23 protein-coding genes are annotated in these 22,999 nt (G+C 64.1%); 9 read left to right on the forward strand and 14 right to left on the reverse strand.

The window, feature by feature from the left end:
- The first annotated feature begins 6 nt into the window (after positions 1-6).
- Both BV95_RS13865 and BV95_RS13870 read left to right on the forward strand, forming a co-directional pair.
- Positions 7-1,494: a thymidine phosphorylase family protein gene (locus BV95_RS13865; protein WP_037452929.1), complete on the forward strand. Its 1,488-nt coding sequence runs from the start codon at positions 7-9 to the stop codon at positions 1,492-1,494.
- Positions 1,491-2,375 (forward strand): ribose-phosphate diphosphokinase, encoded by an 885-nt coding sequence (locus BV95_RS13870; RefSeq protein ID WP_037452931.1) that lies wholly within the window; start codon positions 1,491-1,493, stop codon positions 2,373-2,375. Before BV95_RS13865 ends, BV95_RS13870 begins: the two co-directional genes overlap by 4 nt.
- Before the next feature lie 47 nt (positions 2,376-2,422).
- Here BV95_RS13870 and BV95_RS13875 read toward each other — a convergent pair whose 3' ends face one another.
- Both BV95_RS13875 and BV95_RS13880 read right to left on the reverse strand, forming a co-directional pair.
- Positions 2,423-2,842, reverse strand: coding sequence for a CBS domain-containing protein (locus BV95_RS13875; RefSeq protein WP_037453007.1), 420 nt, complete (start codon positions 2,840-2,842; stop codon positions 2,423-2,425).
- Between the two features lie 13 nt (positions 2,843-2,855).
- On the reverse strand, positions 2,856-3,803 hold the full coding sequence (locus BV95_RS13880; RefSeq protein WP_037452933.1) for a 1-phosphofructokinase family hexose kinase: 948 nt from the start codon (positions 3,801-3,803) through the stop codon (positions 2,856-2,858).
- 117 nt (positions 3,804-3,920) lie between these two features.
- Here BV95_RS13880 and BV95_RS13885 point away from each other — a divergent pair, with 117 nt between their 5' ends.
- Both BV95_RS13885 and BV95_RS24760 read left to right on the forward strand, forming a co-directional pair.
- Positions 3,921-4,253, forward strand: coding sequence for a hypothetical protein (locus tag BV95_RS13885; protein WP_156028659.1), 333 nt, complete (start codon positions 3,921-3,923; stop codon positions 4,251-4,253).
- A gap of 12 nt (positions 4,254-4,265) precedes the next feature.
- The gene (locus tag BV95_RS24760; RefSeq protein ID WP_255265444.1) at positions 4,266-4,394 is read left to right on the forward strand and encodes a hypothetical protein; all 129 of its coding nucleotides are present in this window, start codon (positions 4,266-4,268) and stop codon (positions 4,392-4,394) included.
- Between the two features lie 7 nt (positions 4,395-4,401).
- On the opposite strand, the gene BV95_RS13890 is transcribed toward BV95_RS24760, so the two are convergent.
- The 10 genes from BV95_RS13890 to BV95_RS24945 all read right to left on the reverse strand — a co-directional run bounded on the left by BV95_RS13890 (position 4,402) and on the right by BV95_RS24945 (position 12,708).
- A complete protein-coding gene (locus BV95_RS13890) occupies positions 4,402-5,079 on the reverse strand; it encodes a phosphoribosyltransferase (protein WP_037452936.1) in 678 nt (225 codons plus the stop codon).
- A complete protein-coding gene (locus BV95_RS13895) occupies positions 5,076-5,732 on the reverse strand; it encodes a dienelactone hydrolase family protein (RefSeq protein WP_037453010.1) in 657 nt (218 codons plus the stop codon). Before BV95_RS13895 ends, BV95_RS13890 begins: the two co-directional genes overlap by 4 nt.
- Before the next feature lie 2 nt (positions 5,733-5,734).
- Positions 5,735-7,078 (reverse strand): erythromycin esterase family protein, encoded by a 1,344-nt coding sequence (locus tag BV95_RS13900; protein WP_051749785.1) that lies wholly within the window; start codon positions 7,076-7,078, stop codon positions 5,735-5,737.
- Positions 7,079-7,234: 156 nt separating this feature from the next.
- Positions 7,235-7,501: a response regulator transcription factor gene (locus tag BV95_RS13905; protein WP_234703196.1), complete on the reverse strand. Its 267-nt coding sequence runs from the start codon at positions 7,499-7,501 to the stop codon at positions 7,235-7,237.
- Positions 7,502-7,515: 14 nt separating this feature from the next.
- The gene (locus BV95_RS13910; protein ID WP_037452942.1) at positions 7,516-7,935 is read right to left on the reverse strand and encodes a response regulator transcription factor; all 420 of its coding nucleotides are present in this window, start codon (positions 7,933-7,935) and stop codon (positions 7,516-7,518) included.
- A gap of 35 nt (positions 7,936-7,970) precedes the next feature.
- Complete coding sequence (locus BV95_RS13915) at positions 7,971-8,609, reverse strand: response regulator transcription factor (protein WP_037452944.1); 639 nt, start codon at positions 8,607-8,609, stop codon at positions 7,971-7,973.
- Positions 8,575-10,473, reverse strand: a complete 1,899-nt coding sequence (locus BV95_RS13920; protein WP_037452946.1) for a PAS domain S-box protein — start codon at positions 10,471-10,473, stop codon at positions 8,575-8,577. The genes BV95_RS13915 and BV95_RS13920 overlap by 35 nt, the downstream gene beginning before the upstream one ends.
- Positions 10,474-10,735: 262 nt before the next feature.
- Positions 10,736-11,536: a universal stress protein gene (locus BV95_RS13925; protein WP_037452948.1), complete on the reverse strand. Its 801-nt coding sequence runs from the start codon at positions 11,534-11,536 to the stop codon at positions 10,736-10,738.
- A gap of 235 nt (positions 11,537-11,771) precedes the next feature.
- Entirely contained in the window at positions 11,772-12,428 is a 657-nt protein-coding gene (locus BV95_RS13930) for a BON domain-containing protein (protein ID WP_037452950.1), read from the reverse strand.
- Complete coding sequence (locus tag BV95_RS24945; protein WP_409372102.1) at positions 12,400-12,708, reverse strand: ATP-binding protein; 309 nt, start codon at positions 12,706-12,708, stop codon at positions 12,400-12,402. The genes BV95_RS13930 and BV95_RS24945 overlap by 29 nt, the downstream gene beginning before the upstream one ends.
- A 264-nt stretch (positions 12,709-12,972) precedes the next feature.
- On the opposite strand from BV95_RS24945, the gene BV95_RS13935 reads away from it, so the two are divergent.
- Positions 12,973-15,648 (forward strand): bifunctional acetate--CoA ligase family protein/GNAT family N-acetyltransferase, encoded by a 2,676-nt coding sequence (locus BV95_RS13935; protein ID WP_037452952.1) that lies wholly within the window; start codon positions 12,973-12,975, stop codon positions 15,646-15,648.
- 14 nt (positions 15,649-15,662) lie between these two features.
- Here the strand turns inward: BV95_RS13935 and BV95_RS13940 are convergent, their stop codons facing one another.
- Positions 15,663-16,631, reverse strand: a complete 969-nt coding sequence (locus BV95_RS13940; protein ID WP_037452956.1) for a lysylphosphatidylglycerol synthase transmembrane domain-containing protein — start codon at positions 16,629-16,631, stop codon at positions 15,663-15,665.
- Between the two features lie 152 nt (positions 16,632-16,783).
- Between BV95_RS13940 and mgtA the strand changes: the two genes are divergently transcribed.
- Complete coding sequence (mgtA, locus tag BV95_RS13945; protein ID WP_081873382.1) at positions 16,784-19,357, forward strand: magnesium-translocating P-type ATPase; 2,574 nt, start codon at positions 16,784-16,786, stop codon at positions 19,355-19,357.
- Positions 19,358-19,372: 15 nt separating this feature from the next.
- Here the strand turns inward: mgtA and BV95_RS13950 are convergent, their stop codons facing one another.
- The gene (locus BV95_RS13950; RefSeq protein WP_037452957.1) at positions 19,373-20,410 is read right to left on the reverse strand and encodes a zinc-dependent alcohol dehydrogenase family protein; all 1,038 of its coding nucleotides are present in this window, start codon (positions 20,408-20,410) and stop codon (positions 19,373-19,375) included.
- 132 nt (positions 20,411-20,542) lie between these two features.
- Here BV95_RS13950 and BV95_RS13955 point away from each other — a divergent pair, with 132 nt between their 5' ends.
- The 3 genes from BV95_RS13955 (at position 20,543) to BV95_RS13970 (ending at position 22,967) form a co-directional block, all read left to right on the forward strand.
- A complete protein-coding gene (locus tag BV95_RS13955; protein WP_051749786.1) occupies positions 20,543-21,106 on the forward strand; it encodes an HdeD family acid-resistance protein in 564 nt (187 codons plus the stop codon).
- A gap of 5 nt (positions 21,107-21,111) precedes the next feature.
- Positions 21,112-22,107: a zinc-dependent alcohol dehydrogenase family protein gene (locus BV95_RS13960; protein WP_037453019.1), complete on the forward strand. Its 996-nt coding sequence runs from the start codon at positions 21,112-21,114 to the stop codon at positions 22,105-22,107.
- Positions 22,108-22,379: 272 nt separating this feature from the next.
- Positions 22,380-22,967, forward strand: a complete 588-nt coding sequence (locus BV95_RS13970; RefSeq protein WP_234703197.1) for an Hsp20/alpha crystallin family protein — start codon at positions 22,380-22,382, stop codon at positions 22,965-22,967.
- Positions 22,968-22,999 lie beyond the last annotated feature (32 nt).

The following is a 22,999-nucleotide window of genomic DNA, read 5'->3' on the forward strand; positions in this document are numbered from 1 at the left end:
CCCGCCATGCTGACGATCAAGCGCCTCGCCATCGATACCTATCCCGAAAACACCGCCTTCCTGCTGCGAGAGAGCAACGGCTATTCCGCCGAGCAATTCCAGGCCCTGCGCAAGATCCGCATCAGTGACGGCAGCGCCGAAATCCTAGCCACGCTCGCGCTGGTGGATGAACCCGCGATGCTGAAGCCGGGTGAAATAGGTCTGGGCGAGCAGGCCTTCCGGCGGCTCGCCCTGCCCGAAGGCGCATCCGTCGCGATCGAACAAGCGATGCCGCCCCCCAGCCTGGAATTTGTCCGGCGCAAGATCGATGGCGACACGCTTCAGGATGATGAGGTGTCCGCGATCATTCGCGACATTGCCGCCCACCGCTATTCGCCGATGGAAATCGGCGCGTTCCTGGTCGCCTGCGCCGGGTTCATGAGCACGCAGGAAACCCTCGCTGTCACCCGCGCCATGGCCGATATCGGCAACCGCTTCGACTGGAAGGCTCCGCTCGTCGTCGACAAACATTGCATCGGCGGCATACCCGGCAACCGCACGTCGATGATCGTGGTGCCGATCATCGCGGCGCACGGCCTCATCATGCCCAAGACGTCGTCGCGCGCGATCACCTCCCCGTCCGGCACCGCCGACACGATGGAAGTGCTGGCGAGCGTCGACCTCAGCGAAGAGGCGATGCGCGCCATCGTCGCGAAGGAAAAGGCCGTGCTCGCCTGGGGCGGCAAGGTGAACCTGTCGCCGGCCGACGATGTGCTGATCTCCGTCGAACGCCCGCTGCGAATCGACACGTTCGACCAGATGGTCGCCTCCATCCTGTCGAAAAAGCTCGCCGCCGGGTCCACCCATCTCGTGCTCGACATACCGCTCGGCCCCACCGCGAAAGTGCGGACGCAGGACGACGCCGTTCGCCTGCGCAAGCTGTTCGAACATGTCGCAGACAAGATCGGTCTCGTCGTCGACATCGTCATTACCGACGGATCGCAGCCCGTGGGCCGTGGCATCGGCCCGGTGCTGGAGGCGCGCGATGTCATGGCGGTGCTGCGCAACGATGCCGACGCGCCGCAGGACTTGCGCGAACATGCGCTGTTCCTCGCGGGCCGCGTCCTCGACTTCGATCCCGCGCTGCGCGGCGGCCGGGGCTATGCGCGGGCGATGGACCTGCTCGCTTCCGGCAAGGCGCTCGCCGCCATGGAGCGGCTGATCGATGCACAAGGACGGCAGCCAGCAAAGTTCCCCCTTGGCGACCACGTCCATGAAGTGTTCGCGACGCAGGAAGGGCGGGTGAGCGCCATCGACTGCCACCGCATCGCGCGCATCGCTCGCCTGGCGGGCGCGCCGATGGACAAGGGCGCGGGGATCGACCTGCTGCACAAGGTCGGCGCGCAGGTGCGCAAGGGACAGGCGCTCTATCGCATCCACGCCCAGTCGCGCACCGGCCTCGGCTTCGCACGGGATCTGGCGGCTGAGGACTCCGGCTATGAGGTGACACGGTGAGCGCGATCATCCTTGCCTTTACGGACAGCATGGCGGCAGCGGGCAGGCTTGGCACGTCGCTCGACCTGCCGGTGCATCAGGTCGCCGTCCGCCACTTCCCCGACAATGAAGCCCTTGTCCGCATCCCCACGTCAGCGCACACCGTCATCCTCTACCGCTCGCTCAACGATCCCGATCACAAGCTGATCGAGCTCCTGCTCGCCGCCTCCGCCGCGCGGGACGGCGGCGCGCAGCGCGTCATCCTCATTGCGCCCTATCTCGCCTATATGCGGCAGGATAAGGCCTTCCACCCCGGCGAAGCAGTCAGCCAGAAAGTCATTGGCGGCCTGCTCTCCAGCCATTTCGATGCCCTTCTGACGGTCGATCCCCACCTCCACCGCGTCGCCACGCTATCGCAAGCCATCCCCGGCATCCCTGCCATCAGCCTGTCCGCAGCCCCCCTGCTCACGGCGCTGATCGACGCGAAGGACAATCCCATCATCATCGGGCCGGATAGTGAATCCCGCCAATGGACCGAAGCGATCGCCCAGCCGCTTGGCTTCGAAACCCTGATCGCCACGAAGCAACGTCTCGGCGACCGTCAGGTGAGCCTGACCATCCCGGAGGTGGAGCGCGCAAAGGGCCGCCGCGTCATCATCGTGGATGACATGATCTCCAGCGGACGCACGCTGGCAGAGGCGGCGAAATTGCTGCGCCAGGCAGGCGCAACCTCCATCGAAGCCATAGCCACTCACTGCCTCGCTCGCCCCGACGACCTGGCCTTCATGGCCGCCCATGGGATCGCGCGCATCGCCAGCAGCGACAGCATCGACGGACCAACAAGCAAGGCTGCGCTCGCCCCCCTCATCGCGCACGCGCTGAGGGACGACGGACTGGTCTAGATCACCGAAGCACCAACGCTTCGTTCGGCTGCGCTTTTCGAAACCCTCTATTCCCCCAACAAAGCCCGCAAGATATCCGCCCGGCTGATCAGCCCCACCAGCCTGCCATGCGCCATGACCGGCAACCGTTTCATTCCATGCCGCTCCATCAAACCGATGGCTTCCTCGATCGGAGCATCGCCCTCGACACTGATAAGCGCGGACGTCATGATTTCGGCCACGCGCCGTCCCTCCAACTCCCGCGTAGCGCTACCGACGCCTGATCGGGCGAGTTCCTCAAGCCGGAACCCCTGCCCATCCCTCCGGAAAAAATCACCTTGGGTCACTATGCCACGCAGCTTGCCGTCTCCATCGACCACCGGCAGCGCGCTGATGCGATGGTCGCCCATGCAGCGGATCGCGCTTGCGAGCGAGCTGTCCGGCGTTGTCGTCGCCGCGCCCAGCGTCATGATGTCACTGGCTTTCATGCGCCTGCTCCTTTTACATGAATTGAGGATCGCCCGGCTTGGGCACCAGCTTCAGCAGCCGCTCTATGTCCGCGCGTTGGCAAAGGTCCGTGCCCGGCGTCAGCACCGCCGCAGTGCCCGCCGCGATGCCAAGGCGGAAGGCTTCGACCGGGTCTTGCTCGCATCCCAGGGCGAACACCATCGCCGCGAGGAAACTGTCGCCTGCGCCGACCGCGCTTTTCGCCTCGACCGGGATTGCGGGCAGCCGCCATGTCCCCGACCGGCTCGCCAGCAGCGCGCCGTCGTGGCCCATCGTCACGGCGACATGCTCCGCCTTGCCGCTGTCCACGATCTCCCGCGCCGCCGCAGCGATCTCGCTTTCTTCGGTCAGCGCCTTGCCGGTAAGCTGGCGCAATTCCCCAATGCTCGGCTTGATGAGGTAAAGCCCGCCGCCCCGCACCGCCGCGCGCAGGGCATCGCCAGAACTGTCAAGGACGATGCGCATCCCATGCCGCTGTCCAAGCTCGCAGACGCGGCAATAGAAATCCTCCGGCAAGCCCGGCGGCAGGGAACCGCTGGCGACCAGATAGTCCGCCTGCGGCCCGTCCAGATGATGGAGCGCGGCCTGCCACTCCTCCGCCTTCACCTCCGGTCCCCGGGGAACGACGCGATATTCCTTGCCCGTCTCCTTTTCATGAAGCGACGTGCTGATGCGCGTATCGCCCTCGATGGGAATGCGGAAACGAACCAGCGCATGCTTGTCCAGCAGCCCGTCGAGCGCGCAGCCCGTCGCTCCGCCCGACAGATAATAGGCCCGCGCCGTCCCGCCCAGCCGCGCGATCACCCGCGCCACATTGATGCCGCCGCCGCCCGGATCATAATGTTCCTGCTGGGTCCGCATCTTGCGCGTGTGGAAAACCCGGTCCGTCTCATAGGCGACGTCGATCGCCGGGTTCATCGTCAGGGTGATGATCCTCTTCATGGGGATGAGGCTATCTGCCCCTCCCCGCCGCCGGTATAAGTATATGTCCCCATTGGTCCCGCGCGGCGCACATGGGAAAAGGGGCATGCCGATATTCCAGGAAAGGACAAGGGTGCGATGCGGACAATGGCTGTACTGGCGACGGCGCTGCTGGCGGTCGCATGCAAGCCCGCCCAGAAGGCGGAGGCTCCCGCCCCCGACGCCAACGCATCGGCGATGAACTACGCCATGGAGGTCGCCGCGCTGCCCAAGCAGGCCCGCGACGCCGTCTTCTTCCGCGCCATCCGCGACGCGGGCCTGCCGTGCCAGACTATCGTGAGCAGCAACCCCATGCCCGGCGCCCCGGCGCCCTCCGTCGTCTGGCGCGCCCAGTGCGAGGACAAGGCCTATCACCTGATCCAGATCCAGCCCAGCGGATCGGCGGTCGTCACCAGCCGCACCACTCCGTGATGCGGGCGCGCCATGCGCTACCGTCTCATCCTCGCCACCCTTGCCGTAGCGCTGATCCTTGCCGTCCTCGTCGTGCAACTGATCGGCGTGGAGTGGCTCTGGGTCATCCTGAACGGCATCATGCAGCACGAACTGCCTTAGCCGCTCATCAAGCCGACTGCCCGCTCCGCAATTGCCGCGCCTCGCTGAGCAGGCTCACCACTTCCTCATCGCTCGTCTGGTCGAACTCGACATAATGCGCCCCCACCGCATAGAAGGGATAGGGCTCATAGAGGCATATCACCTCGTCGCACTCCTCCCGCAGACCCGCGACCACATTGGCCGGAGCCACCGGCACCGCAAGTATAAGCCGCGCGGGATGCGCCTTGCTCAGTCCCTTGAGCGCGGCCTTCACCGTGCCGCCGGTGGCGATCCCGTCATCGACGATGATCACCGTGCGCCCGGCCACCGCAATCGGCTCCCGGTCGCCCAGATAGGCACGCCGCCGCCGGTCGATCTCGGCCAGCTGCCTGCGCATTTCGGCCCGGACATATTCGGGCGTCGGCCCCAATTGCCGCACCACATCCTCGTTGAGGACAAGCTGCGGGTTCGCCCCATCGACCACCGCGCCGATGCCCAGCTCCTCATATCCCGGCGCGCCCAGCTTGCGCACGAACAGCAGGTCCAGGTCCGCCTTCAGCGCCTTCGCCACCTCGAAAGCGACCGGCACGCCGCCGCGCGGCAGCGCCAGCACCAGGGGATTGTCCTCGGCCAGATAGGACAGCACCTTCGCCAGACGCACGCCAGCATCGCGGCGATCCTGGAACAGCATCGATTGCAGCTTCATCGCGCCGCTCCTTTCAGGTGAGAGGTGAACCAGCGCGCCGCAAGCTTGATCACCCGGTCGAGCGTCCCCGGCTCCTCGAACAGGTGGCTTGCGCCCGGAACCACCACCAGTTCCGCAGGCGCCTTCATCAACGCCTTGGCATCATGGTTGAGTCCCAGCACATCCTGGTCCAGGCTACCGACGATCAGCAGCGTGGGCGCCTTCACGCCCCCCAATGCCGCCGCGCCCGCAAGGTCGGGCCGTCCGCCGCGCGACACGATGGCGGCGGCGCGATCGCCCGGCATGGACGCTGCGATGATCGCCGCCGCCGCGCCCGTGCTCGCGCCGAAATAGCCGAGCGGCAAGGCCCCAAGCTGCGGCACCTCCTCCGCCCATGCCGCCGCTTCGCGCAACCGCCCGGCGAGCAGGCGCACGTCGAACACGTTGCGGCGGTCCCGCTCCTCCTCCGGAGTCAACAGGTCGACCAGCAAGGTCGCCATGCCCACGCGATTAAGGCCCGCCGCCACATGCCGGTTGCGCGGGGAGTGCCGTCCGCTGCCGCTGCCATGGGCGAATATCACCAGCCCGGCGGCATTTTCCGGCACGTCCAGAAATCCGGACAGGCGATGCCCGCCAATGACCACATCATGTCTGTTCGCGATAAGCTCTGTCATGATCATAATCCAAAAGGCCAGGTTTCCGGCGCGCCATGCGGCCGTTCGGCGCCCAGCGGCGCGACCGCCGTCGTCTGATCGAACCACACCCACGCGTCGAACTGCTCCGCCATCACGGCCTCGAAATAATGGCTGAGCCGCTCGGTCTCGGGCCGGTAGATGACGCCTATGGCCCGCTCCAGCAGCAGTTGGCTGAGCGCGTCGCGCAACGCCGCCTTGTCCCGCCCGCGCCAATCGGTCAGGCTGCGCGCCACGCCCGTCCGGCGGAAGGCATGCTCATAGCTGTCGGGCCGCGCGGGGCGCACGGTCTTGATCTCCATCGCGCTGCCCCAATCGCTCGCCGCCGCGACCAGTCCCGTGTCGGTGCCAAACCCGATCGACACCGCATCATCGCCATAGGCAAGGCGGCAAAGCTGGCCGATGTTGAACTCCCCCTGCCACCCCATCGCCGTGGCGGCGGCGTTGCCGATATGGCTGTTATGCGCCCAGATGACCGCCTTCGTGCCATTGCCGCGATGCGCCATCAGGCTTTGGAGCGTTTCGAACATATGCCGGTCGCGCAGATTCCAGCTCTCGGTCGAGCTGCGATACATCGCCCGGTAATAGCGTTCCGCCGCCCGCACGATGCGCGCATTCTGATAGGCGTCGAACCACGCCTCGCCATCCTGTTTCAGCAGGTCCAGCCGCTGGTCGAGCAGCTCGCGAAGCTGCGCCACGACGCCATCCTCACACCCATTGCCACCCGACATCATGACCGCGCGGCCATATTGGGCCGGTTCGTCCTGCCATGGCGTCAGGCAACCATATCGGCAGCGGGCCTGCTCCGCTTCCTGCGGATCGGCCTTGTCCAGATAGGCCAGCACGGCATGGATGGATTCGCTCAGGCTATAGACGTCCAGCCCATGGAAGGACGCCTGCCGCCGTTCCTCCAACCCCTGATTATGCCCGCGCAGCCAGTCGGCAAAGGCCAGCACTTCCTGGTTGCGCCACATCCATGTGGGAAAGCGGACGAACACATCGCCTTTCCTGGGGCGTGGAGCCTGATGCCGGACATAATCGTCGATGCGCGCCGCGTCGGGCCAATCCGCCTCCACCGCCACCAGCGTAAAGCCGTGCCGTTCGATCAGCCGCCGCGTGATCGCCGCCCGCGCGCGGTAGAATTCCGATGTGCCATGGCTCGCCTCGCCCAGCAGGACGACGCGCGCATCCCCGAACCGGTCGAAGAAACTTCCGAACGCCTCCACCTCGTCGGGGGAAGGCAGCGGCTCGGCATGGCGGCGCAGCATCCGCACCAGTTCGTCGGACGCTTCCATGGTCGAATGGCGGGCCGTTCTTGCCTCGGTCATCATCTTCCTCGCACGAAATCGCTGAAGATCGAAGGGTCGCTATTCCGGACCCGACCGCCATGATCCCACAATCCATGCCCGGCGACATTGGGGATTATACGAGGTGCCCCAGCGCCGGGACCGACTGCGCCCGGCAAGATGGGCAGACGGTCGGGCTCAAAGCGACGGCCTGCCTTGACCGGCGTGCGACTGGCCGTGAAGAACATACAGGGCGACGAGCTGGGCCACCGACTGTACGCCCAGTTTCCGCATCAACCGGGCGCGATGGACCTCGACCGTCCTGTGGCTGATGCCCAGCAGCTTGCCGGTTTCCCGGTTGGTATGGCCGCTTGCCACCGCGGCCAGCACTTCGCGTTCGCGGGGCGACAACAGGTCCATGGCGGCGAAAGGCCGCGCGGCTGCCTGCTTTTTCCCCGCGTTCATCATGACGGCACCTGTCAGTTCCCTGCTCGACCCATCGTCGCGTCCCTGATGGCGTTTATCAGCGCTGAATCCTTGCATGGCTTGTCGATCACGGCGTCAAAGCCGTGCGCCATCGCCCTTTGCAGCAATTCGGCCGAACCATAAGCGGTGACCAGTATCGCGGACCCGCTCCATCCCGCCGTGCGCAACCTGTCCAGCACCTCCACGCCATTGCATCCCGCCATCCGGTAATCCGTCACCAGGCAGGCCGGGTTGTTCGCCTTCACATCGGCGACCAGCGCCTCGGGATCAGCGAAGGAACGCACCTGAAAACCACGCCCCTGCAACAGCAACTGCATCGAACGCCTCGCCCCGGCGTCGTCGTCCAACAGCGCGATGGAAATCGCGGGGCCGAATAATTTTCGCGCGCCTTGCGCCGCTGATGTGAGCATCATGCGAAAATGGTGCCACGGCGCGCGCGCGCACGTCTTTACGTATTGATCGCAGTCAGTTCCTTGTGGCCCATGCCCGCGGCAAAGGCGATGCGCAGGGCGTCGGACAGGCTATGGACATGCAACTTCGCCATCAGGTTTGCGCGATGCACCTCTACCGTCCGGGATGAAATGCCAAGGTCATAGGCGATCGTCTTGTTGGGAAGCCCCTGCGCCAGCCCCTCCAGCACCTCCCGCTCCCGCACGGTCAGCGCCCTGATGATCAGGTCCGCGCGCGCCGCATCGGCCGCCGCGCCCTGGGCTGAGCGCACCCGGTCGAACGCGCGCTCGATCGCGTCGACCAGGACCGCCTTCTCGAATGGCTTTTCCAGAAAATCGATCGCGCCGGCCTTCATCGCCTGCACCGCTATCGATATGTCGCCATGCCCGGTCATGATGATGACCGGCATCGCGATCCCCCGTTCCGCCAGGATGCGTTGCACCTCCAGCCCATCCATTTCCGGCATGCGGACGTCCAGCAGGATGCAGCCTTCCTCTGCCGATCTCGCCTCCTTCAGGAAGGCGGCGCCCGTCGCCCATGTCTCCACGGTGTAGCCCGACGTCTTGAGCATATAGCCCGCCGATCGCCGGACAGCATCCTCGTCATCGATGATGTGAACGAATTTCTTCACGGTCATATACCTCCTCCGCTTGCGCTCGAATGAGGGTGAAGTGGAAATCGGTGCCTTCCCCTTTGCGGCTTTCCATCCAGATCTTGCCGCCGTTCACCTCGACGATGGTGCGGCATATCGAAAGGCCAAGACCCATGCCGTTGGGCTTGGTGCTGACGAATGCGGTGAACAACTGTCGCGCCACGCCCGGCGCCATGCCGCAGCCGGTGTCCGACACGATGACTTCGACCAGATCGTCCTTGGCGGCGCGTGTGGCGATGGTCAGTTGCTTGATCGCGCTCTCCGCCATCGCCTCGCACGCGTTGCGGACCAGGTTGATCAGGACCTGCTGGATCTGCACCCTGTCGACCAGCACGGGCGACGCCAGCGGATCGATGTCGAAATGCACGGCGATCCCCATTTCGCGCGCGCCTGCCAGTCCCAGCGCAGACGCCTCCTGCACCAGTTCGGGCAGGCTTTCGATCGTCTTTTCCACCTCGCCGCGCGACACGAACTCCCGCAGCCTGCGGACGATCTGGCCTGCGCGCAGCGCCTCGCTCGCCGCCTCCACCAATGCTTCGCGCATCATCGGCCACTCGCTTTCTTGCGGCTGCGCCATCTGGTCTCGCACCGCCTCGACATAATTGGCGACGGCGGCGATCGGCTGGTTGAGTTCATGCGCCAGCGTCGACGCCATCGTTCCCATCGCGCTCACCCGCGTCACATGGATCAGCTCGGCCTGCAACGTCGCCATATGATCTTCGACCGCGCGCCGTTCGGTCAGGTCGCGGATGAAGCCCGTGAAGATGCGCTCATTCCCCCGCACCGCCTCGCCGATATATAGTTCCATCGGAAACGATGACCCGTCGGCCCGCTGGCCCGAAACGACCCTGCCTTTGCCGATGATGCGCTTTTCCCCCGTTTCCAGATAGCGCTGGATGTAGCTGTCATGCCGTTCGCGGTCAGGAGACGGCATCAACATGCGCACGTTCCGCCCCAGCACCTCTTCCTCGGCATAGCCGAACAACGCCTCCGCCGCCGCGCTGAACGACAGCATCGTGCCCGCCTCGTCGATCACCACCATCGCGTCGGGCACGGTGGACAGGATCGCGTTCAACTGGCTTTCATGGGCGCGTAGCTGGTCATCCGCCGACCTTTTTTCGGTGATGTCGGACACGATCTTGGCAAAGCCGCGCAGTCCGCCATCCTTGCCATGCAGGGCGGTCCAACTGACCGACGCCAGAAATTCCGAACCATCCTTGCGGACGCGCCAATCCTCTTCCTCGAACCGTCCTTCATTCCGGGCGCGCTCGATATCGGCTTCGGGCTTGCCCGCAGCGATGGCTTCGCGGGGATAGAAGAGCGAGGACGGCTTGCCCAGCACCTCCTGCTCGGTCCAGCCCTTCAGCCGCTCGGCCCCCCTATTCCAGATCGTCACACGGCCAGCCGGATCGAGCATGTAGATCGCCAACCCATGCGCGCCATCGATCAACAGGTTGAGTTCGACCGCCAATTGTTCGCTCGCCGCGCCGCGATGTTCGGCGGCCAGTTCAGCCACCTTCAACCGCTGGTTCGACCGGCGGACGAGGCGGCTCATCAGGATGATGCCGGCTGCCGTCACGACGAACAGCGCAATCTCGATCAGATCGCGGCTCTCAAAGATAGACCGATGGGTAATCATCAGCCCTGCGGCGACGCCCAGCAGGGCCGCAAGGATCGCCGGCCCCTCGCCCAGCCAGAGCGCGATGCCGACGATCGCGACGATATAGGGCATATAGGCTGACCGGTCGGTCAGCCATGGGTCAAGCAGCAGCCGGACCGCCGCTACCAAAGCAACGCCCACAATCGCGAAGGCGTAGCGTTGCAGACGCACTGTTTTCCATGAAGCCATGGCTCACCCTGCACGGCACTTCAACGTTAGCCTGGCAAAGGCTCAGCCCATCTTATCATCATCGATCACACTGTAACACGGGACTTTCCTCATCAGGCATAAATCACTGATATTACAGTAACAATAGTTCGGCTATATCAGTGTCCTTCCGGCTAGTCATTATACTATCCGAACGATTCCATCATTTAAGCCTTTCGAGGGGGGGCAAACCCTTCCGCCTTCCTCCAAAATCCGTTTCAATTCACGCTTTCCTTCATGCAATTCAGTGAGCCAGAAACAACGGCACCGTCGCTTTCGCCAGTATTTTCCGGGTAATTCCCCCGAACAAACTCTCGTGCAACCGCGAATGTCCATATGCTCCCATGATGCAGAAAGCCGGCCGCCGCCTGTTCATCTCGGCCAGCAGTCCCGCCGCGACACCCGCTTCCGGCTCGTCCAGCCGCTCCACACGCGGCCGCACGCCATGCCGGGAAAGATAGGCCGCCGCATCTTCGGCAAGCTCGCCGCTCACTTCGCCCATCTCGATGATCGTCACGCCCTGCGCGCTTGCCAGCAGCGGCGCCGCCGCCCGCAGCGCTTCGGCGGCCGGCCTCGATCCGTCCCAGGCGGCAAGGACATGGCCGCCAAAATCGATGCCCCGGCTATCGTCGGGAACCGCCAATATCGGCTTCCCGGATTTCAGCACCGCATCTGACACGATCGGGATCATGTCGGGCATCATGCGATCGGCAAGCGACGTATTGAGGACGATGATGTCCGCCAATGCCGCGCTATCCTGTATCAGCGGAGCGATATAGCCCGTCTGGTCAACCCAGTTCCAAGCCACATCTTCCGCCTGAAGCCGCGCCCGGATCCGTCCGGCATTGACCTCTTCCCGCTTCCGCGCATCCTGAAGCAGCATCAGTTCGGCGTCCGGATAATATCCGCTGCCCGCCATCACCGGGATCTGCACGACGTCCAGGCAGGTCAAATGGCCCGACAAGCATCTGGTCAGGTCCAGCGCCGCCTGGAGCCGCGCTTCCTGGCCGACATCATCATGGACGAGCAAGAGCACGTTCTTCATGTCGATTTCCTCATGATAAGATGTTCGCTATCCAACGGACGTCATCCCGGCATCCGGGCCAGGATCATCGCCGCGATGGCGATCATCAGCCCGATGGTCATCGCTGCCTGAAACATGACGTCTACGGATCGGCGCACGCGATCTATGACGGGCATATGCTCCTCCAATGAAATGGCGTCAGTAACCGACCCGCAATGGAGCCCCGGCAAGCGTGACGCCTGCCGGGACTTCGGGGTCAGAATGTCGATACGACGATATTGTCCTCGACCTTGGTCACGCCGGGCGCTGCCCAGGCCGCCCGCTCCGCTACGCCGCGTTCGTGCCAGGCCTTCACCCGGCCGCCCAGGCGTACGGTGTTTCCATCCGTGGCGATCGTGACGCCAGCAGCGTCCAGATCCGCCTGACGCTTGAAGGCGGCGGCGATCCGGTCCCGGATGTCGGCGCTGACGGGCAGCTTCTTCACCTCGATAAGGTTGCTGACGCCGGTCACGCCTGAAATCCTTGCGGTCGCCCTTCTCGCCTCATCGCTCTGATAATAGGCATCGACAACGCCCGACAGCGTGACCCAGCCCTTCTCGACCTTCACATTGATCTTGTCGTGCGGGATGGAGACATTCCACGAAAACATGTCGAGGATGCGCTTGGCTATTTCGTGGTCCGCCGTTTTGGGTTCGGACTTGAAGCGCACCTGGATCTCCTCGGCGATCGCCTTGACCCCGCTGACGCGCCGAGCCGCCTTTTCCGCCGCCATCTTCTCCAGATAATTGGAAACATAGCCGGACAGGGTCACCACCCCGTCATTCACCGCCACGCCGATATCCGCATGATCGACGCTGGGATCCCACTCCAGCTCGTCCATGACGTCATGCTGCAACTGTCCATCGGTCTTCATCGCAACTCTCCTCGTTGGTGGACGCGCTCCAATGCTGGGCGCGTGATTTGCTGGCGGCTGGAAGCGCCACCGGCAAAAGGATGGCGACCACTGTGCCCGAACCTGCTCGGGCACTGCCGCGAATGAATATTTTGCCCATCATGTCGCGGATCGCCCTGCGGACCCGCTGCAAGCCATTTCCACGGCCGCCGTTTCCTGCGTCGAGTGGCGGTCGGGCAGTACCGTTGGCCGGCAAGCCCGGGCCATCGTCCGCAATCACCAGCCAGACCCGATCTCCGATCCTGCGGCAGCGTGAGCCGTTTGCCGGACAGGATCGTGCCGTGGAGCACCGCCTTCCGTGTCTCCTGAACGCTGCATGTTCGCCTCCTCGCTGATGAGGCCATTTTAGGGACTGCGCATCGCCACCCTATTCGCAACTTCCCGTAAGTAGCTTTTCATTAACCGCGCCAGGACGCCCTGCGGTATTTACGAATATCGTCATGGACATCCCCCTTCCTAGGATCGCTCCGCAATCGCGCGATCTCAGCCAAGGACGAGAAAAGCCATGACCATCCGCAACCTGTCGCCGCTTCTTCACGCCAGGACCATCGCCCTGATCGGAGGATCGCAGGAGCAAGGCGCCGTCGGCACGCTCGTCCTCGACAATCTGCTCGCGGGCGGGTTCGAAGGTAGCATCCATGTCGTCAATCCTCACCCGGTGACGCAACAAGGCACGACATGGGTCGCCAGCGTCGCCCACCTGCCCGCCGCGCCCGAGCTTGCGATCATCATGACGCCCGAACCGACCGTGGCAGCCATCATCGACGAGCTAGGAAGCCTCGGCACCCGCTGCGCCGTCATCCTGTCGGCGGGTCTTCACGATGCTAGCGCATTCCACCACGCGATCAGGGCTACGGCCCAGCGGCACGACATGCGGATCGTCGGACCTAATTGCCTTGGCATCATCGCGCCCCATGCGCGGATCAACGCCACCTTCGCCTGCACCCCGGCGCTGCCGGGCAATCTGGGGCTGATCTCGCAGAGCGGCGCGCTCATCACCGCAGTGCTCGATTGGGCGCAAACCCGCCGGGTTGGCTTTTCCGGCATCATTTCCGCAGGCGACATGGCCGATGTAAACCTTGGCGACCTGATCGACCTGCTCGCGGCCGATTCCCACACCCACGCCATTCTGCTCTATGTGGAAGGCGTCACCGAGGCGGCCGAGTTCATGATCGCTGCCCGCGCCGCCGCGCTTCATAAGCCGATCATTGCGATCAAGGCCGGCAAAAGCCAGCTCGCCGCGCAAGCGACCCTTTTGCACACAGGAGCCATGATCGGCTCCTATGATGTGTATAAAGCCGCCTTCGAACGCGCCGGAATCCTGCTGGTGGACAGTCTGACGGCATTGTTCGACGCCGCTGAAATACTATGCGCCTGTGCGCCGGTGCCCGGCAACCGGCTGGCGATCCTGACCAATGGCGGCGGCGCTGGCATATTGGCGGTCGATGCCCTGGCGCAGGCGGATGGGCAACTCGCCACATTAACCGCCGAAACGATTGCCTCCCTAGCGGAGGCAACACCCGCAGGTTCGCCGCGCGCCAATCCCGTCGATATATTGGGCGACGCGGACGCGGACCGCTATGCCGCTGCGGTACGAGCCATCCTGCGCGACAGCGGGAGCGACGCGGTGCTGCTCATGAACTGCCCCACCGCGCGCAGCGAAGCGAAGGAAACGGCGCTGGCGATCTGCGGCGAAGTCGCGGCGGCAGCGCAGGAGCGTATCCACAAGCCTGTCCTTGCCTGCTGGCTGGGTGAGGCCAACAGCGATAGGGTAAGGCCTGTGTTCGCGGCAGCCGGCATTCCAGTCTTTTCAACGCCCGACGACGCCGTGCGCGCCTTTGGCTATCTGGCCCAGGCTCGCCGCCTTCGCGAGAGCCTGACGGAAGCGCCCGCTCGGTCGCGTGAGGTCCAGGCCGACCGTGCCGCCGCCCGCGCCATCATCTCCGATGCGCAGGCGGATGGATGCACGACGCTTTCCGAAATCAAGGTGAAGAAACTGCTGGAGGCCTATGGCATCCCCGTCGCTCCCACGCGCTTTGCCGCTTCCGCGGACGCGGTGGAAGAGGCTTGCTGCCGGCTGAGCGCGCCCTATGCGGTGAAGATCGTCTCGCGCGACCTGCCGCACAAATCGGATGTGGGCGGGGTCGCACTCGACCTGCCGGACGCCCGGGCGGCCGTGGCGGCCGCGCGGGAGATGGAACGGCGTATCCGCCGCGATTTCCCGCAAGCGCGAATCCAGGGGTTCGCTGTCGAGGACATGATAAGGGTGAAAGACGGCAGGGAGATGATCGTGGGCCTTGGCACCGATCCGGTTTTCGGATCCATGATCATGGCTGGGGCAGGCGGCACCGCGACGGAGCTTCTCGATGACAAGGCCATCGACCTCCTGCCCATAGACCATGCGCAGGCTCGCGCCCTGATTGCGCGGACGCATATGTCCCGGATGCTCGCCGGGTATCGGAACGTCCCGGCAGCCGATGTCGAAAGCGTCGCTGATGTGCTGGACGCCGTGTCGGCCATGGCGGTCGACCTTCCCAGCCTGCTGGAACTCGACATCAACCCCCTGATCGCGAGCGCGGCAGGGGTCATCGCCCTGGATGCGCGGGCGCGGATCAGCGCCGAGGCGGCAACAGCATTCCGCCTGGTCCTGCGCGCGCCGCCGGAAGGCTGGGCGTCCGACCTCGTCACGGAGCAGGGACTTCGCTTCCATGTACGGCCCGTGCGTCCTGACGACGGGCCGGCGGTCGCAGCCCTTTTCGACCATGTCTCGCCTGAAGACCTGCGCTTCCGCTTCATGTCGGGCGTTTGCAAAGTCAGCCGCGAGCAGATCGTGATGATGACGCGAGTGGACTATGTCCGCACAATCAGCTTCGTCGCCTTCGGCGAGGAGGGCGACCTCCTCGCCATCGCCATGCTCGCGACCGATCCTGATCGCACTCGCGCGGAAATTGCGCTCAGCACCCGCACCGACATGAAGGGCAAGGGCCTTAGCTGGACCTTGTTCGAATATGTCCTGCGCTATGCGAAGGCGGAAGGCATCGAAACGATCGAGTCCATCGAGTCCACCGATCATGACGCGGCTCTACGCATGGAACGGGAGCTTGGCTTCGTCACCATCGCGGACCCCGACGATCCCACCGTCCGGATCGCCCGGAAGAGCTTGGCGGCTCATGCCAACTGAAAGCATGTGCGGCGCTATCGCTGCGCAGGACGCTTCTTCGCAACGCCGCGGATCATCACCATACCCGGTATGAGCGGCAGCCACAGCGTGAAGAGGCGCAGCAGCATGGTCGCGGCGAATGCGGCCTCCAGCTCGACTCCCAGCAGATGAAGCGTCGCCACTGACGTCGCTTCGAAACTGCCCAGCCCCAGCGGAATTGGGCCGAGGGTCGCAACCACCGACGCCATGATGAGCGCGATGAAGGCGGTGCCGAACGCCGCCCGTTGACCAAGGCTGTGCAAGCAGGCGAAAAGCGTCCCGGCATCCGCCAGGAAGATCATCGCATTGCACGCCGCAACCATAATCGCGAGTTGCCTGTCCCGTAAAAGGGCTGATGGCGCCTGCGCCACCGTTTCCAGCAGCCTGCGCACAAAGTCGATATGTTCGATCCGGTCCGGCAAAGGCCTGCTCCCCCGACTCCGCAGCCAGAGGGCAAGAGCGGGGATGGCGAAAGCCACCAGCAGGAAGGTGGTGACGACAACGGCCATCAGCGGCGTAGCGCGATCATGCAGCCAAAGCAGGATCAGCGTGACGAGTGCGAAACAGGCATAGGCTGCGTAAAAGCCGATCATCGACAGCAGCAGGGCAGCCACCGCCGTCCCCTTGGGCACGCCTAGCCCGCGCAGCTGATCCACCAGCAGGATATTGCCGCCCATGCCCGCGCTGGGCAAAACCTGATCGGCAAACAGCTTCGTCAAGGCGATCCGCACCAGCGGTCGCATCCGCTGCGGCGTTCCAGCGCGGTGCAGCACCGCCGACCACCCGCTCGCCACGCTGAAATAGGTGGTGAGCTGAAGCATGACGGCAAGGCCAATCCAACCCGGCTCCGCCTGGCGGAGCAGCGCCGCAAACCGCTCCACCTCGCCCCAATGGGCAACCGCGGCAATCAGTCCGGCTGCGATCAGGATCGCCAGAAACCAGCTTCGCCATCCCGCTGACGCCATATCAGCCTCCGCCCTTGGTCATCGCCTATCGAGCCGAAAACTTACGGTCACGGCATGGGGAGCGAACTTCGGACAGTTACGTAGCTTAACGGATTCGCCATCCGATCCTGATCATCCATTCCATGCCCATCCTCAGCCCGTCTGGAGTAGCGATGGATTTCAGCATCTCCTTGCCGCTCCAGCACGAACCCCTCACGGCAGCGAATAATCAGGGAACCGAGCTGTCCGACGAATATTGGCGCCTGCCGGTCGGCCAGACGCTCGCCGCCCTTGACACCAGCGCAGATGGATTATCCTCCGCCGAGGCCGCCCGCAGGCTCGAAGCGGCCGGTCCCAACATCCTCTTTCAAAAGGCGCGCCGCCGCCTCATAGCCGATCTGGCGCGCAGGCTTGGCAATCCGCTCGTCCTGATGCTGCTTGCGGCTGCGGCGGTTGCGGGCGTGACCGGCGACATGGTCAGCTTCCTGCTGATCGTCGCCATGATCCTCCTCTCCACCATCCTCGACACAGTGCAGGAACGCCGCGCGGAAGCGACAGCGGCGGCGCTGCGTGAGGCGATCGCTCTCACCGCGCGCGTGCAGCGCGACGGAGCAGTCGCCACGCTGCCGGTACGAGATGTGGTGCCGGGCGATGTGGTGATGCTTGCCGCCGGAGACCTGGTGCCCGCCGATGGGCTGGTGCTGTCCGCCAACGCCGCGCAGGTCAACCAGGCCGCCCTCACCGGCGAGCCCTTCCCCGTGGAAAAATCTCCAGTCATCGACCCCGGCGCCGCCCTGGCCGAGGCACCCAACCTCCTGCTGCACGGCAGTTCGATGATCGGCGGCAGCGCGACCATGCTCGTCGTGCAGACGGGCGACCGCACCCATTTCGGGGGCATCGCCCGGTCGCTGGGCGATGAACAGCCTCCCACCGCTTTCGAACGCGGGATTCACCGGCTGGGCATGCTGATCGTGCGAATGACGATCTTCCTTGTCCTCTTCGTGATCCTCGCCCATCTCGCTCTAGGACGGCCGCCGGTCGAATCCTTCCTTTTCGCCATGGCCCTTGCGGTCGGCCTGACGCCCGAACTGCTGCCGATGATCATGACCATCGGCCTGGCGCGCGGGGCCCAGCGCATGGCGGCGGCAAAGGTAGTGGTGAAGCGGCTCTCGGCGATCCACGATCTTGGCGAAATGGACATATTGTGCACCGACAAGACCGGCACCCTCACCGAAGCGCGGATCATGATGACCGGCCACCCAGGGATCGACGGGGTGGACAGCGAGCACGTCTTCGAACTCGCAGCCGTCAACGCCCGCTTCGAAAGCGGCCTGCGCAGTCCGCTGGACGACGCCCTGCTCGCGCATACCGGCCATCATCCGCTGACTGGCTGGCAGAAGCTGGACGAACGGCCCTTCGATTTCGAAAGACGGCGCGTATCGGTGTTGGCTGAACGGGAAGGAGACAGGATCGAGATCGTCAAAGGGGCGCCAGAAACGATCCTGGATCTGTGCGATCAGGCGCGAGCGCCAGACGGAACGATCATGCCACTCGATGCTACGCTCAAGGCAAGCCTCATCAAGCTGCACGATGACAATGCCGCGCAAGGTTTGCGCCTGCTCGGCATCGCGTGGAAAGCGGCACCTCGCCGCGATAGCATCGAGACAGACGATGACGAACATCTGATCTTCGCGGGCTTCTGCCTCTTCCTCGATCCGCCCAAAGCCTCATCCGCCGCCGCCATCGCGCGGTTGGAGTCAGCGGGCGTCAGGACCAAAGTCATTTCCGGCGACTCCGCCGCTGCTGTGCGGCATCTGATGGCCGCGCTCGGAAAGCCGGATGCGAAGCTCCTGACCGGAGAGGAAATCGCAGCCCTCGATGACGAGGCTCTGGCCGTTCGCGTGGCCGACACCGGCCTCTTCGCCCGGATCACACCAGACCAGAAATTCCGGATCGTGCGGGCGCTTCAGGCGCGCGGCCATATCGTCGGGTTCTTGGGCGATGGCATCAACGATGCGCCTGCCATTAGGGCGGCCGACGTCGGCCTGTCGGTCGATGGCGCGACCGATGTCGCGCGCGAAGCGGCAGACATGATCCTGCTCGCGCCAGATCTTGCCGTGCTGGCGGATGGCGTGGCGGAAGGACGTCGCACCTATGCCAATATCCTCAAATATATCCGCATGGGCACCAGCTCAAACTTCGGCAATATGCTGACCATGGCGCTGGCGTCGCTGTTCCTGCCCTTCCTGCCGCTAACGCCGGTCCAGATCCTGCTCAACAACATGCTCTATGATCTGTCGCAGACCGGCATACCGTTCGACCGGGCAGAAGGCAGCGACCTCGCCGCGCCTCGTGGATGGGACATGCGGGGCCTTGTTCGCTTCACCCTCATCATGGGGCCGCTGTCGTCGTTGTTCGACATCGCGACATTTGCAGCACTCATCGCCCTTTTCCATGTCGACGTGCCCATATTCCGCACGGTCTGGTTCATCGAATCCATGGCGACGCAGATATTGGTTGTCTTCATCATCCGCACGTCCGCGCCCTTGTGGCGGCAGCGGCCGCACCGGCTGCTCGTAATAAGCGCCAGCCTCTGCCTGGGCGCGGCGATCACCCTGCCCTTCCTACCGTTCGCGCCGACATTGGGCTTCTCCGCGCCTCCGCCGGGCATCCTCATGGTGACGGCAGCCCTGGTCGCCGTCTATCTCCTCTGCGCCGAAGCGCTCAAGCGGGTCGCGATGCGATAGGGTCTGCGTGGCGGATCAGGGTGTGATCAGCACCTTGAGCGCCTGCGTTTCCGCCGCCCGGCCGAAGACATCATAGGCCTCCATGATGCCGTCCAGCGTGAAGCGATGCGTGACGAGCTTCTTCGCGTCGACCTTCCCGCTCGCGACTGTCTTCAGCAGCATCGAAGTGGTGGCAGTATCCACCAGCCGGGTCGTGATCGTGATATTATGCGACCAGAGCCTTTCCAGATGCAGGTCGACCTTCACGCCATGCACGCCGATGTTCGCGATGACCCCACCGGGAGCGACCAAGTCTTCGCATAGTTCGAATGTCGCAGGCACCCCGACAGCCTCGATGGCCGTGTCAACGCCCCTGCCATCCGTCAGCGACTTGACCTCTGCCACCGCGTCTTCCGACCGGCTGTTGATCGTGCGGGTAGCGCCGAACCGCTCAGCCACCGCCAGCCGGTTGGCGTCGATGTCGATCATGATGATCTGGCTGGGCGAATAGAATTGCGCTGTCAGCAAGGTGGCCAGCCCGATCGGGCCTGCGCCCACGATGGCGACGCTGCTGCCGGGCGCGACCTTGCCATTCAGCACGCCGCATTCAAAGCCGGTCGGCAATATGTCGCTCAGCATCACCAGTGCTTCCTCGTCCGTTCCTGCCGGGACTGGATAGAGGCTGGTGTCAGCATGAGGGATGCGCACATATTCCGCCTGCGTACCGTCAATGGCATTGCCCAATATCCATCCGCCGCTCACGCAATGGGAGTAAATGCCCCGGCGGCAATAGTCGCACCGCCCGCATGAGGTGATGCAGGAAATCAGCACATGATCGCCGGGCCTGAAATTCGAGACCGCCGATCCGACCGCCTCCACAACGCCCACGCCCTCATGGCCCAATGTCCGTCCCGGCTCGCAAGTGGGCACATCGCCCTTCAATATGTGGAGGTCGGTGCCGCAGATAGTCGTGTGCGTGACGCGGACAATGGCGTCGCCGACATCCTTGATCTGTGGCCTTTCCCGCTCGCCCAGATGCTTTCGCCCCGGCCCGTCATAGATCAACGCTTTCATCGAACGCTCCTTGAAGGATTATCACCGGGATGATCGCGTTGCCTTCGACGGCATCCTATTCGTAGATTCACGAACATCATCACACCGCCTCCAGCGCTAGACTCGCCGTCTCACATCTTAAGGAGGGCGACGATGAACTTGAAAATGGCCTTGGGACCAGGAACGTCCATATCGGGGCCGCAGTTATGGCGCACCTTCATCGGCATCGGCGCCGCGCTCGCGCTGCTCGGCATCCTTGCCAGCGTCAACCTGCTCCTCGCGACGATCCTTGCCACCTATGTCGTGGGCGCGGCCATGTTCGCGGGAGGGATATTCCAACTGTTCCACGCCTTCAGCGTGCGGCGCTTCTCATCGGGAGTCCTGTGGGGCCTGGCTGCGCTGCTTTACCTCATCACGGCCAGCATCATGATCGTCGATCCTCTGCTTGGTGCGAGCGTCCTGACGGTTTTCATCGGCATCACCCTGGCGGCATCAGGCATCGCCCGCCTAATCCTTGCTTTCCGGCACAGCGAAGGGAGGGCGTGGATGATCCTGTCCGGCGTCATCAGCATCATAGCCGCTGTGCTGGTGGCGGTGTCATGGCCGTGGAGCAGCCTGTGGCTACTGGGAATGGTGCTCGCCATAGACCTGATATCGCAAGGCGTGATGCTGATGCTGTTCGGCTTTTCCCTGCGTTCGGCGGCCAGCGTACAGTGAAGCAGATGGTGGCGATGCAGATCCCCGCGCCGGGCGCTGCCCTGGTGCGGATCGAGCGTCCCATACCTGATCCTGGACCCGGCGAACTGCTGATCGAAGTCGCCGCTTGCGGCGTTTGCCGAACCGATCTGCACGTCCTCGACGGCGAAATCCCCGCCCACTATCCCATCATACCAGGCCATGAGATCGTCGGCAGGGTCGCGGCATTGGGCAGGGGCGTTGCGGGCTTCGCCATAGGCCAGCGCGTCGGCGTCCCCTGGCTCGGACATACATGCGGTATTTGCCCCTATTGCCGCGCCGGGCGTGAAAATCTGTGCGACGCTCCACTCTTCACCGGGGCCACGCGCGACGGCGGCTATGCCAGCCATGTGATCGCCGATGCGCGATATTGCTTCGACCTGCCGGATCGCTTCCGGGATGTGGAGGCTGCACCATTGCTGTGCGCGGGCCTGATCGGGTGGAGAGCTTTGCGGCTGGCTGGCCCGGCAAATTTCGTCGGCCTCTACGGCTTTGGCGCGGCCGCACACATATTGGCGCAGGTCGCCCGGCATCAGCAGCGCACTGTCTATGCCTTCACCCGTGATGGCGACACAGCAGGGCAGGACTTTGCCCGTTCGCTCGGCTGCGCTTGGGCGGGCGGCTCATCCGAAAGCCCGCCTGCGCTTGTCGACGTTGCCCTGATCTTCGCACCGGCAGGCGAACTCGTGCCCCAAGCCCTACGCGCAGTCAGAAAGGGTGGCCGCGTCATATGCGCGGGCATCCACATGAGCGACATACCATCCTTCCCCTATGCCGACCTGTGGCAGGAAAGGCAGATTCTCTCGGTCGCCAACCTGACGCGGGAAGACGGCACCTCCTTTTTCGATCTGGTGGGCGGCATGAAACTGCACACCGTCACCCAAAGCTTTCCATTGGAGCAAGCCAACGAGGCGCTGCAAAGCCTGCGCGAAGGCAAGGTGAAGGGCGCGGCAGTCCTTATGCCGCCATCGCAGCCTGCGTGACTCTACTTATGGCGCCGCATCCCGCCTCGCGCGACACTTCGGCATGGAGTCCGGAACGGGAAATTATCCATGCACAATATTCTAGCCAGCGCCACGCTCCTGCGCCTCTTGCTCGTCGCCGGAGCATCCGCACAGACTGCGACGCCTCGCGCGCCGCCGACCGCTCCGCCCGCCACGAACTGCCCGATGCATGATCAGGCAGGCGGGCACATGATGCGGCCGGGCGCCATGCCGATGCAAAACGGGCAGCCCATGCCTGAAGCGATGGAGCATTGCCGCACGATGCACAGCCCTGCCGACGGACAGCAGCATATGATGCACCATCCCGGCGAACCGAGAGTTTCACAAAAGCAGGAGAAGGACCAATGACTGATTTTCGTTCACTCATCCCCTTTGGACGCAGCAATCTCTTCCGCACCGGCTTTGATCCCTTTGCCGATCTGCGCAAGGAAATGGACCGCCTCAACGACGATCTCGGCCGTGGCTGGCTCACCGGCGGCGATGGCAGCAGCAGGGGCTTCAACCTCCCCCGCGTCGACATCGCAGAAACGGACAAGGGTCTTGAGCTCACCGCCGAACTGCCGGGTTTTGATGAAAAGGACGTGTCGCTCGACGTTCAGGACGATGTCTTGACCATAAAGGCCGAGCATAACGAAGACCGCGAGGAAAAGGATGAAAAGAAGAATTATCATCTGATCGAGCGCAGTCGGGGCAGCTATCTGCGCCGCGTTGCACTGCCATTCGAAGCCGATGCGGACAAGGCCAGCGCCCACTTGGAAAAAGGCCTGCTGAAGGTGATCGTCCCCCGGCTCGCCACGGAAGCAAGCAAGCCGCGCCAGATCCCGGTGGGATCGAAATAGAGGCGCGCAAATCGATACGGGCGGGCAATGAT

Origin of the sequence: Sphingobium chlorophenolicum, from assembly GCF_000722875.1 — a bacterium.
Lineage (GTDB): Bacteria > Pseudomonadota > Alphaproteobacteria > Sphingomonadales > Sphingomonadaceae > Sphingobium > Sphingobium chlorophenolicum.

What these genes read in the sequence shown, in the direction of transcription:
- BV95_RS13865 (WP_037452929.1), top strand. Translation starts at nt 7, where the DNA reads ATGCTGACGATCAAGCGCCTCGCCATCGATACCTATCCCGAAAACACC.
- BV95_RS13875 (WP_037453007.1), bottom strand. Translation starts at nt 2,842, where the DNA reads ATGAAAGCCAGTGACATCATGACGCTGGGCGCGGCGACGACAACGCCG.
- BV95_RS13880 (WP_037452933.1), bottom strand. Translation starts at nt 3,803, where the DNA reads ATGAAGAGGATCATCACCCTGACGATGAACCCGGCGATCGACGTCGCC.
- BV95_RS13885 (WP_156028659.1), top strand. Translation starts at nt 3,921, where the DNA reads ATGCGGACAATGGCTGTACTGGCGACGGCGCTGCTGGCGGTCGCATGC.
- BV95_RS24760 (WP_255265444.1), top strand. Translation starts at nt 4,266, where the DNA reads ATGCGCTACCGTCTCATCCTCGCCACCCTTGCCGTAGCGCTGATCCTT.
- BV95_RS13890 (WP_037452936.1), bottom strand. Translation starts at nt 5,079, where the DNA reads ATGAAGCTGCAATCGATGCTGTTCCAGGATCGCCGCGATGCTGGCGTG.
- BV95_RS13895 (WP_037453010.1), bottom strand. Translation starts at nt 5,732, where the DNA reads ATGACAGAGCTTATCGCGAACAGACATGATGTGGTCATTGGCGGGCAT.
- BV95_RS13900 (WP_051749785.1), bottom strand. Translation starts at nt 7,078, where the DNA reads ATGACCGAGGCAAGAACGGCCCGCCATTCGACCATGGAAGCGTCCGAC.
- BV95_RS13905 (WP_234703196.1), bottom strand. Translation starts at nt 7,501, where the DNA reads ATGAACGCGGGGAAAAAGCAGGCAGCCGCGCGGCCTTTCGCCGCCATG.
- BV95_RS13910 (WP_037452942.1), bottom strand. Translation starts at nt 7,935, where the DNA reads ATGATGCTCACATCAGCGGCGCAAGGCGCGCGAAAATTATTCGGCCCC.
- BV95_RS13915 (WP_037452944.1), bottom strand. Translation starts at nt 8,609, where the DNA reads ATGACCGTGAAGAAATTCGTTCACATCATCGATGACGAGGATGCTGTC.
- BV95_RS13920 (WP_037452946.1), bottom strand. Translation starts at nt 10,473, where the DNA reads ATGGCTTCATGGAAAACAGTGCGTCTGCAACGCTACGCCTTCGCGATT.
- BV95_RS13925 (WP_037452948.1), bottom strand. Translation starts at nt 11,536, where the DNA reads ATGAAGAACGTGCTCTTGCTCGTCCATGATGATGTCGGCCAGGAAGCG.
- BV95_RS13930 (WP_037452950.1), bottom strand. Translation starts at nt 12,428, where the DNA reads ATGAAGACCGATGGACAGTTGCAGCATGACGTCATGGACGAGCTGGAG.
- BV95_RS13935 (WP_037452952.1), top strand. Translation starts at nt 12,973, where the DNA reads ATGACCATCCGCAACCTGTCGCCGCTTCTTCACGCCAGGACCATCGCC.
- BV95_RS13940 (WP_037452956.1), bottom strand. Translation starts at nt 16,631, where the DNA reads ATGGCGTCAGCGGGATGGCGAAGCTGGTTTCTGGCGATCCTGATCGCA.
- mgtA (WP_081873382.1), top strand. Translation starts at nt 16,784, where the DNA reads ATGGATTTCAGCATCTCCTTGCCGCTCCAGCACGAACCCCTCACGGCA.
- BV95_RS13950 (WP_037452957.1), bottom strand. Translation starts at nt 20,410, where the DNA reads ATGAAAGCGTTGATCTATGACGGGCCGGGGCGAAAGCATCTGGGCGAG.
- BV95_RS13955 (WP_051749786.1), top strand. Translation starts at nt 20,543, where the DNA reads ATGAACTTGAAAATGGCCTTGGGACCAGGAACGTCCATATCGGGGCCG.
- BV95_RS13960 (WP_037453019.1), top strand. Translation starts at nt 21,112, where the DNA reads ATGGTGGCGATGCAGATCCCCGCGCCGGGCGCTGCCCTGGTGCGGATC.